Annotated in this window: 7 protein-coding genes and 1 pseudogene; 7 read left to right on the top strand and 1 reads right to left on the bottom strand. The window is 34.0% G+C overall.

All coding sequences use genetic code 11. From position 1 onward, the window contains the following. Positions 1-413, top strand: a pseudogene (locus RWZ86_RS07345) (hypothetical protein); the annotation flags it as partial. A 206-nt stretch (positions 414-619) separates the two neighbouring features. On the opposite strand, the gene RWZ86_RS07340 reads toward RWZ86_RS07345, so the two are convergent. Then, positions 620-2,149, bottom strand: coding sequence for an acyl-CoA synthetase (locus tag RWZ86_RS07340; protein WP_314680979.1), 1,530 nt, complete (start codon positions 2,147-2,149; stop codon positions 620-622). A 155-nt stretch (positions 2,150-2,304) separates the two neighbouring features. Here RWZ86_RS07340 and gtfA point away from each other — a divergent pair, with 155 nt between their 5' ends. The 6 genes from gtfA (at position 2,305) to rny (ending at position 11,202) form a co-directional block, all read left to right on the top strand. Beyond that, positions 2,305-3,747 (top strand): sucrose phosphorylase, encoded by a 1,443-nt coding sequence (gtfA, locus tag RWZ86_RS07335; RefSeq protein WP_314680977.1) that lies wholly within the window; start codon positions 2,305-2,307, stop codon positions 3,745-3,747. Between the two features lie 196 nt (positions 3,748-3,943). Further along, positions 3,944-6,577: a bifunctional acetaldehyde-CoA/alcohol dehydrogenase gene (adhE, locus tag RWZ86_RS07330; RefSeq protein ID WP_314680974.1), complete on the top strand. Its 2,634-nt coding sequence runs from the start codon at positions 3,944-3,946 to the stop codon at positions 6,575-6,577. A 195-nt stretch (positions 6,578-6,772) separates the two neighbouring features. Then, positions 6,773-7,180 (top strand): metal-dependent transcriptional regulator, encoded by a 408-nt coding sequence (locus tag RWZ86_RS07325; protein WP_314680971.1) that lies wholly within the window; start codon positions 6,773-6,775, stop codon positions 7,178-7,180. Between the two features lie 38 nt (positions 7,181-7,218). Further along, positions 7,219-8,535, top strand: coding sequence for a DRTGG domain-containing protein (locus tag RWZ86_RS07320; RefSeq protein ID WP_314680968.1), 1,317 nt, complete (start codon positions 7,219-7,221; stop codon positions 8,533-8,535). A gap of 8 nt (positions 8,536-8,543) precedes the next feature. After that, entirely contained in the window at positions 8,544-9,515 is a 972-nt protein-coding gene (locus RWZ86_RS07315; protein ID WP_314680966.1) for a bifunctional oligoribonuclease/PAP phosphatase NrnA, read from the top strand. 121 nt (positions 9,516-9,636) lie between these two features. Next, positions 9,637-11,202: a ribonuclease Y gene (gene rny / locus RWZ86_RS07310; protein ID WP_314680963.1), complete on the top strand. Its 1,566-nt coding sequence runs from the start codon at positions 9,637-9,639 to the stop codon at positions 11,200-11,202.

Raw genomic sequence — 11,202 nt, 5'->3', positions numbered from 1 at the left:
TAATGCGTATGGCATTTTTAGAATTAGATAAATATGATCCAACTAAAATAAAACACTATAGGAAAGTTCGATGGATTGAGTTTTTTGGTAACAAACCTTATACACAAAATCCTGAGACAATATTAGAAACAGCAGATATGATTATGAATCGAACTGACTGGACGGAGGAGGAACAAACGATGTATGATGATCGAACAAGGAAATTGGATGGTTACTATGCGCATTTAGAGTATGTCGCAGAAGAAAAAGAACTAGCAAGAATGGAAGGTAGAGTAGTAGGAAGAACTGAAGGAAGAGTAGAAGGCGCTATTACAACTATTGTTAGCTTAATCAAAGATGGAATCCTTACAATCGAAAGTGGGGCAAAGAGATTAAATATGTCAGAGTCGGAATTGACTGCATACTTATCGTAGACAGTTAAACATTTCAGAATTAGAATTGACTTCGTATATGCAGTAAAAAACAAAAAGTTGTTGCACCTTATCAGTTGATGAGGAGTAACAACCTAAATTAATAGAAGTGAAAACGAGTTCTCCGATTATTTCGGAGAGCTCGTTTTTGATACGATTGGTGATTGGACGCTTACGCTACATGGAGAGCTTTTTTACTATCATTCATATTAATTACTACCAAATAACAATTGTTCGAGTTCACGTCGTTGTACTTTCATGGTTGCTGTTCTTGGAATTTTATCATAATCCATAATCATTGGCTCATTTAGATGGGGTAAGTTTTCAATAGCTTTAAACCATAATTCCTCTTGGAAGAACTCTCCATCGGTAATCGCAATAATTGGCTGAGGATAACCATGGTTATCACGAATAATTACGACTTCTTCAAGGAACGGAAGATGGTCTAGTAAATAATCTTCGATAGCCAGTGTACTTTCTAATGTTTCTACTAAGTCTACTTGACGATCGTGAAGTAGTAATTCACCGTTATCATTCATCATTCCGAAGTCACCTGTATCCCACCATTCATCATACACATTTTCTTGGAATCGCTCATCTTCTTTAAAGTATGTTAATGCTCGTCCTTTAGAATATAATTGAATATTTCCAGGTGTATTTATTGGAAGAAGTGTGCCATTATTTGTTGCAATTCTTGCCTTTGTAAAATGTTCAAACCCGACTCCCATATTACGGATATTTATTCCTAGTAATGATTCTAATGTATGTTTACGAATGATGGCTGGTCCGCATTCACTTTGTCCATAAATTTGTAAATAAATGCCATTTTTCATACGATTCGTTTTTAAGAAAGTAGCCATAGTTTCCTTATTAATCGCATCAAATGTTGAGTGATAATAGCGAGTATGTTCAAATAATTCTGGACGTCTTTTCGCAAGAGTAGCCCATTGGACAAAATTATTCGGATGCGTTTCAATACCAATTGGTTGGAATTGTCGAAGTAGTTTTTCAATATTTTGAATACTTGGATCTTTAATGGCTAAATAAGGAAATCCTAAACTCATTAAAGAAGACATACCGATATTAAACCGAGAATGTACTGGAGAAATATGGAATGCTAATATGCCTTTTTCTTCCATTTTTGAGAAAATACTCTTTTGAAAAGCTGTTCTCCATCCCATGCTGTTAGCAGAGTGTGCGATTAGTTTAGGAATACCGGTTGTTCCAGAAGTGTGTGTCATATAACTAATTTCATTTGTATCAAGAGAAACGAAAGGGGTAATGGTTTCAATTTGTTCTTGGATTTCTTGTATAGAAACAGCCTTTGCTTTATTTTTTTCTTGTAAAAGCATCACTTTTTCTGCTGTTTCATCATCGTAAATTAACCAAGCATCTTCTAATCGCTCAAAAAATGTATCAATGATGGAAGCAGGTAAGTGAGCAGAGGTCATCAGTGGAATAGCTCCTAAATAGGAGATAGCACATGCTAATAAATAAGTATCGACAGCAGAGGATTTATACACCATCACTTTTTCTCTTTTTTGAATGCCTAAATTTGCTAATTGAAATGCACGTTTTTGAATGATGGTTAAACTTTCTTGGTAAGTTGTTTCTAATCCAAATTCAGGAAAAGTAGATAATACTTTATCGAAATAGATTTTTGTATTTGGAAAATCAGCGCATGCTTTTTCGTAATTTTTATATAATTGTAAAGGTTCGTGTTCGTAAATGATAGACATAATAACATCCTTTCGAAATAATCTTCATCTAGTATACAGGAGTCGGAAATAACATGCAAAAAAATTTTTATATAGGAGTATGCAAACGTTTTATTATTTGGTAAAATACACTTATGCAACCGGTTTAACACTGGTAGAAATAGGAGTTGATAAATGTGCAAATTAAAAATGAAGCCATGCTGATTACTTATTCAGATAGCTTAGGAAAAAACATGAAGGATCTAAAATTCGTTTTAGAAACTTACTTTAAAGAATCAATTGGAGGAGTACACTTACTTCCGTTTTTCCCTTCAACAGGTGATAGAGGATTTGCACCAAGTGATTATACGACAGTTGATCCAGACTTAGGAAGCTGGGAAGATGTCGATGCATTAGGAGAACAGTATTACTTAATGTTTGATTTTATGATTAATCATATTTCTCGTGAATCAAAATTTTTCCAAGATTTTAAAAAGAATCATGAAAATTCTCCTTATAAAGATATGTTTATTCGTGTGCATGAATTTTTCCCACCAGGACGTCCAACACAAGAAGATATTGATTTAATCTATAAGAGAAAAGATAAAGCACCATTCCAAACAGTTCATTTTGAAGATGGTACAACTGAAGAAGTGTGGAATACATTTGGCGAAGAACAAATTGACTTAGACGTGAATAAAGCCATTGTAAAAGAATTTATTCGTGAAACGATTAAAGATATGGCAAGTCATGGATGTTCTTTAATTCGTTTAGATGCTTTTGCCTATGCAGTAAAAAAACTAGACACTAATGATTTCTTTGTAGAGCCAGAAATTTGGGATTTATTAGATGAAGTAAGAGCAGAAGCTGCGAAGTATCAAGTAGAATTATTGCCTGAAATTCATGAACATTATTCCATTCAAATGAAAATTGCAAACCATAATTATTTTGTTTACGATTTTGCGTTACCAATGGTAGTTTTATATTCACTATATAGTGGAAAATCAAATCGTCTAGCTAATTGGTTAAAAATGAGTCCAATGAAACAATTTACAACATTAGATACACATGATGGAATTGGTGTTGTAGATGCAAGAGATTTATTAACTGATGAAGAATTAGAATATACTTCTGAACAATTGTATAAAGTTGGAGCAAATGTTAAGAAAGTATATTCTAGCGAGAAATATAATAATTTAGATATTTACCAAATTAATAGTACTTACTATAGTGCGCTTGGAAATGATGATGCAAGTTACTTACTATCTAGAATTTTACAATGTTTTGCTCCGGGAATCCCTCAAATTTATTATGTAGGATTATTAGCAGGTGAAAATGATATTGAACTTCTTGAAGCAACAAAAGAAGGACGTAATATTAATCGTCATTACTATACATTAGAAGAAATTGAAAAAGAAGTTGAGCGTCCAGTTGTAAAACAACTATTATCATTATTACGCTTTAGAAATACTTCAAAAGCATTTGATTTAGAAGGTGAAATTGAAATTTCAACTCCAGACGAATCAACGATTGAAATCGTACGTTTAAGTGCTGACCAACAATCAAAAGCTCGTTTAGTAGCAAACTTAGCTACAAAAGAATTTACAATTGAAGAAAATGGGGTAACGATTCAATTATAAAAAATCTGATATAGAGAGGAGAAAAATCTTCTCTCTATATTAAAAATTACGAATATAACACTTGGTATGAAAATTCATTTGCAAAGTTGATGGAAATATTTTCTTTAAATAAATTCGTTTCCACCTATTTACAAAATGGATGAAATAGGTTATGATAAACATGTGATAAAAATAACAAACAACGGAGGAATTCCCAGTGAGTGAAGAGAAAAAAGTAGTAGACTCTCAAAAAGAAGTCAATGAATTAGTAGAGAAAGGGCTTGTGGCTTTAGAACAATTTAGATTGCTCAATCAAGAACAAGTAGACTATATTGTAGCGAAAGCATCAGTAGCAGCTCTTGATCAACACGGTGTGTTAGCTTTACATGCTGTAGAAGAAACTGGTCGTGGAGTATTTGAAGATAAAGCGACTAAAAATTTATTTGCTTGTGAACACGTAGTTCATAATATGCGTCATACGAAAACCGTTGGAGTTATTGAAGATGACGAAGTAACAGGTTTAACGTTAATTGCTGAACCAGTTGGGGTTGTATGTGGTATTACACCAACAACTAACCCAACATCAACAGCGATTTTTAAATCATTAATTGCATTGAAAACACGTAACCCAATCGTATTCGCATTCCACCCATCAGCTCAAAAGAGTTCAGCTCATGCAGCACAAATCGTTCGTGATGCAGCAATTGCAGCTGGTGCGCCTGAAAACTGTATCCAATGGATTGAACACCCATCAATTGAAGCTACAAATGCTTTAATGAATCATGATGGAATTGCAACTATCCTTGCTACCGGTGGTAACGCAATGGTTAAAGCAGCATATTCATGCGGGAAACCAGCTTTAGGGGTAGGTGCAGGAAACGTACCTGCATATGTTGAAAAATCAGCTAATATTCGTCAAGCTGCTCATGACATCGTAATGAGTAAATCATTCGATAATGGAATGGTTTGTGCTTCTGAACAAGCAGCTATTATTGATAAAGAAATTTATGATGAATTTGTAGCAGAATTAAAGAGCTACCATACTTATTTTGTATCTAAAAAAGAAAAAGCTTTACTTGAAGAGTTCTGCTTTGGCGTAAAAGCAAACAGCAAAAACTGTGCTGGTGCTAAATTAAACGCAAATATCGTAGGTAAACCTGCTGCATGGATTGCAGAACAAGCAGGTTTCTCAGTTCCAGAAGGAACAAATATTTTAGCAGCAGAATGTAGTGAAGTAGGAGAAAAAGAACCTTTAACTCGTGAAAAATTATCACCAGTTCTTGCAATCTTAAAATCTGAATCTCGTGAAGATGGTGTTGAAAAAGCAAGACAAATGGTTGAATTTAACGGTTTAGGACACTCTGCAGCTATTCATACAGATGATGCAGAATTAGCAAAAGAATTTGGACGTGTTGTTCGTGCAATTCGTGTAATCTGGAACGCTCCATCTACATTTGGTGGTATCGGGGATGTTTACAATGCCTTCATTCCATCTCTAACATTAGGTTGCGGTTCTTACGGACGTAACTCAGTTGGTGATAACGTAAGTGTTGTAAATCTATTAAATATCAAAAAAGTAGGGAGACGTAGAAATAATATGCAATGGTTTAAAGTTCCTTCGAAAATCTATTTCGAACGTGATTCAATTCAATACTTACAAAAAATGAAAAATGTAGAACGTGTAATGATTGTAACTGACCAACAAATGGTTAACTTAGGATTCTTACAACGTGTCATTGAACAATTAGAATTACGTCCTAACAAAGTTATTTACGAAGTATTTTCAGATGTTGAACCAGACCCAGATATCACAACCGTTAACCGTGGTGCTGAAATTATGAAATCATTCGAACCAGATACAATCGTGGCTCTTGGTGGTGGTTCTGTAATGGATGCTGCTAAAGTTATGTGGATGTTCTACGAACAACCTCAAATCGACTTCCGTGATTTAGTTCAAAAATTCATGGATATTCGTAAACGTGCATTCAAATTCCCTGAATTAGGTGAAAAAGCTAAATATGTAGGTATCCCAACAACTTCAGGTACAGGTTCTGAAGTAACTCCATTTGCCGTTATTTCTGATAAAGCAAATAACCGTAAATATCCTTTAGCAGACTACTCATTAACGCCAACAATTGCAATTGTTGACCCAGCATTAGTTATGACAGTTCCAGGATTTGTTACAGCAGATACAGGTATGGACGTATTAACTCACGCAGTTGAAGCCTATACTTCAACATTGGCGAATGACTATACTGATGGTTTAGCATTACAAGCAATCAAATTAGTGTTTGAAAACTTAGAAAGTTCAGTTAAAAACGGAGACTTCGTTTCAAGAGAAAAAATGCATAATGCTTCTACAATGGCTGGTATGGCATTTGCCAATGCATTCCTTGGAATGTCTCACTCAATGGCTCACAAAGTTGGTGGATTCTTCCATACAGTACACGGACGTACAAATGCAATCTTACTTCCATATGTTATCCGTTACAATGGTACTCGTCCTGCTAAAACTTCTACATGGCCTAAATACAACTACTACCGTGCAGATGAAAAATTCCAAGACATTGCTAGAATGTTAGGATTACCTTCATCAACTCCTGAAGAAGCAGTAGATGCATTAGCAAAAGCTGTTTACGAATTAGGAGAACGTGTAGGAATTGAAATGAACTTCAAAGCTCAAGGTGTAGATGAAAAAGAATGGAAAGAAACAATCCATGAAATTGCATTATTAGCATATGAAGATCAATGTTCACCAGCGAACCCTCGTTTACCAATGGTAGCTCACATGGAAGAAATTCTTGCAGATGCATACTATGGTTACGCAGCTCGTCCAGGACGTTTAAAATAATAGAATAGATTTCTTGAAGCGTAGTAGTCATTGACTATTACGCTTTTTTCTTTATATAAAATTTTACTGTTAGTGTGAGGAGTAGTACAGATGTTTAGTTTATTTTAATACAGTTTTATGGTATACTATTGAAGAAATTAAAGGTTATTTTATACTTTTATTAAGTTGTTAGTGAGGTTTAAAGGAGGAAACAATATGACCCCTAATAAAGAGGATTATATCAAAGCGATTTATAAATTAGGTGGCAATCATGAAATAGTTTCTAATAAGTCAATCACTAATATGCTTCAAATATCTGCAGCTTCTACCACAGAAATGCTAAATAAATTAGTAGCAGAAGATTATGTGGAATATGTTCGATATAAAGGAGCAAGACTGACAGAAAAAGGGATTTTGTTTGCTGAACGATTAATACGTACACATAAAATATGGGAAGTATTTTTAGTACAATCATTAGGTTTTTCACCAGATGAAGTACATGTTCAGGCAGAAGTACTTGAACATGCTTCTTCACCAGAATTGATTAATCGATTAGTAGATTTTCTGGATGATCCTACACATTGTCCACATGGAGAAATTATTCCTACGATACATGAATCCTAAACAATGCATGAAATAAATGCTGATTTGGAGGGGAAAATATGTCAACTAAACATCAACGAATAATTGAATACATTGAATCTTTACCAGTTGGCGAAAAGATTTCCGTTCGTACGATTGCGAAAAATATGCAATTAAGTGAAGGTACAGCATATCGAGCTATAAAGGCTGCTGAAAATCTTGGAGTTGTTTCAACGATTGAACGAGTTGGAACCATTCGAATTGAGCGTAAATCAAAAGATAATTTTGAAAAACTTTCTTTCGGTGAAATTGTTAAAATTATTGAAGGTGAAGTTTATGGTGGTTCTCAAGGTTTAGACAAGATACTAAATCGTTTTGTCATTGGTGCGATGACAGAAGATGCAATGACACGTTATATTCATCCAGAATCATTGGTGATTATTGGGAATCGTAAAGAGGCTCAATTATTAGCATTAGAACAGGGAGCAGCAGTACTCATTACTGGAGGATTTACTGCATCTGATGAATTAATACGTAGAGCAGATGAATTAGCAATACCAGTTATAGGAACAACTTATGATACCTTTACTGTTGCATCACTCATTAACCGTGCAATGACTGATCAATTAATTAAGAAAAAAATTATGATTGTTTCAGATATTTTTACGGAATTTTCTTATACTCATTATTTAATGATTGATGATACTGTTGAAGATTATCGGAAATTGAATCAAGAAACCGAAAACTCAAGGTTTCCTGTGGTGAATCATTCGAATCGTCTTGTAGGTGTTGTCACTGCAAAGGATGTCATTGGAAAAAGTGATCACATAGTTATCGAAAGAGTAATGACGAAAAATCCAAGCGTGACTAAATTACATGCTAGTGTTGCTAGTGTTGCGCATTCGATGATTTGGAATGGATTAGAAATGCTGCCTGTTGTTCAAGATAATATGGAATTATTAGGCATTATTTCTAGGCAAGATGTTATGAAGGCTATGCAACTAGCTCAACGTCAACCACAAGTAGGGAATACGTTTGAAGATGATGTTGCAGAGAGTTTAAATGTACTTGATATGGATGCTCAACAAGCGAAATTCGAATTTACAGTAACTCCACAAATGACAAATAATTTAGGAATGTTATCTTTTGGAGTTCTATGTGAAGTTGTGAGTGTAGCATCTAAAGAATTTATTTCTCGTAGTCAAAGAAGAAATGCCGTTATTGAGCAGTTAGATTTGCATTATTTAAAAATGATACCAATTGATAGTGAAATTGTTTTACAAATTCAATCATTAGATAATGGAAGAAAAATAACAAAATTAGATATTTCAGTGTATTTAGAAAATACAATCGTAGCAAAAGCAGTAATGTCTAGTCAGTTAATGGAAAGGAATTAATAAAAAAGATGAATAAACAACAATACTTATTAGCTATTGATAAAGAAATCCAAAAAGCGGACTCAATCGTTATTTTACGTCATGAGTTGCCAGATCCTGATGCTATTGGTTCTCAAATTGGATTGAAAAAAATTATCGAAGCAACATACCCAAATAAAACAGTATATGCTTTAGGAGAAATGAATGATGATTTAGCATATATTGGTACAATGGATTCAATTTCTCAAGAAGTATTTGATGCTTCATTAATTATTGTAAACGATACAGCAAATACTCCTCGTATTGATTCACCATACGAAGTAAATCCATCAGAGGTGATTAAAATCGACCACCATCCTGATAGAGATGTTTATGGAAAGATTTCTTATGTGGATACAACAGCAAGTAGTACAAGTGAAATTTTATGTCAATTTGTTTTTAGTGAAAACTCACCTTGGAAAGTGAATGAAGAAGTTGCTAATGCGTTATATGCAGGAATTGTTGGAGATACTGGACGTTTCTTATACCCAGCAACAACAACAGTGACTTTTGAAATGGTATCTAAATTATTAGAATTTCCAGTAAAAATTTCTGAAATTGCTTATCATATGATTACTAATCCTGTTTCAGTAAGCCGTTTAGCTGGTTACATTTATCAAAATATGGAAATTTCAGAAAATGGAGTAGCAATTACGATTTTAAGCCAAGAACAATTAAAAGAGTTTGGAGTAGAAGAACATCAAACTCATGGTGTCATTTCATTACCTAGTACAGTTGAAGGTGTTCATTGCTGGTGCTTATTCGTAGAGCAACCAGATGGTACTTATCGTTGTAATTTACGTTCTAAAGGCCCTATTGTAAATGAAATCGCAGCAAACCATGGAGGAGGAGGACATCCTCTAGCCTCTGGTGCTGTCGTGAAAACACTAGAAGAAGTTCATCAAATGTCTGAAGAATTGAATGAATCTTCTAAAAAGTTTCTTGCTTCATTGAATAAATAAAGACTTATAGTTGACTTTAGTTGGATAGAATAATACAATGGTTATTGAGTTGGATTATTCTATCCAACGATTGTTTATGCAATTAATTTTGAAAAATTAAAAATGAGACGGAGGTGACTCAATGAACTCAGAACTATTAACTGGAGGCCTCGCGATCTTAACTTTAGTAATCGGAATTGTTGCTGGATATTTTGTTTTCAAATCCAATTATGAGAAAAAAGTTGTAGCTGCTCGTGAATCGGCTGAAATGATTTTAGAAGATGCTAAAAAAGATGCTGACCGATTAAAAAAGGAAGTATTATTAGAAGCTAAAGAAGAAAATCATAAATATCGTACTGAAGTTGAAAATGAGTTAAAAGAAAGAAGAAATGAAGTATTACTTCAAGAAAAAAGAATGATTCAAAGAGAACAAAATCTTGATCGTAAAGATGAAGTTCTTGAAAAACGTGAACAATCTATTGAAGATAAGGAAAATAAACTTCAAGAAAGAGCACAAGTCATGACGGAGAAAGAGGAACAGATTGACGCTGTGTTATCAGAACAAAAAGCTGAATTAGAACGAATTTCAACGATTAGTCGTGAAGAGGCACAACAAATTATCATGCAGGAAACACGTGATGAATTAAGTCATGAACGTGCCGTAATGATAAAAGAATCTGAACAACGTGCTAAGGATGAAGCAGATAGAGCTGCTAAAGGAATCATCTTACAAGCCATTCAACGTTCAGCTGCTGATTTAGTAGCAGAAAATACAGTTACTGTGATGACATTACCTAATGATGAAATGAAAGGACGAATTATCGGACGTGAAGGAAGAAATATTCGTACATTAGAATCATTAACAGGGATTGATTTAATTATCGATGAAACACCAGAAGCTGTAGTACTAAGTGGATTTGATCCAATTCGTAGAGAAATTGCTAAAATGACTCTAGAAAAATTAATTGCAGATGGACGTATTCATCCTGCAAGAATTGAAGAAATGGTTGAAAAATCTCGTAAAGAAATGGATGAAAGAATTCGTTCGATTGGAGAACAAGCAACATTTGAAGTTGGAATTCATTCATTACATCCAGACTTAATTAAAATTTTAGGTCGATTATATTTCCGTACAAGTTATGGACAAAATGTTTTAAATCATAGTATTGAAGTTGCTAAACTTGCTGGAATTATGGCTGGTGAGCTTGGTGAAGATGTAAATCTAGCTAAAAGAGCTGGTTTATTACATGATTTAGGAAAAGCATTAGACCATGAAATTGAAGGTTCTCACGTTGAAATTGGTGCGGAAATTGCTCAAAAATATAAAGAAAACAAAATTGTGGTTAATGCCATTGCATCCCACCATGGAGATGTTGAAGCAACCTCGACAATTGCGATATTAGTAGCTGCAGCAGATGCCTTATCAGCTGCAAGACCAGGAGCACGTAGTGAATCCTTGGAAAACTATATTCGTCGTTTAGAACGATTAGAAGCTATTGCGAATGAACATGAAGGTGTAGAACGTAGCTTTGCGATTCAAGCGGGTCGTGAAATTCGTGTCATGGTTCATCCAGAGAAAATTGATGATGCAAGTTCGATTTTATTAGCACGTGAAATTCGTAAACAAATTGAAGAAGAACTACAATATCCAGGACATATTAAGATTACAGTTATTCGTGAAACAAGAGCTGTAGAATATGCTAAATAA

Origin of the sequence: uncultured Granulicatella sp., from assembly GCF_963545075.1 — a bacterium.
In the GTDB taxonomy this organism is placed as follows: Bacteria; Bacillota; Bacilli; order Lactobacillales; family Aerococcaceae; genus Granulicatella.
Note: the sequence above shows the minus strand (reverse complement) of the source record. Positions and strands in the feature narration are given on the sequence as shown.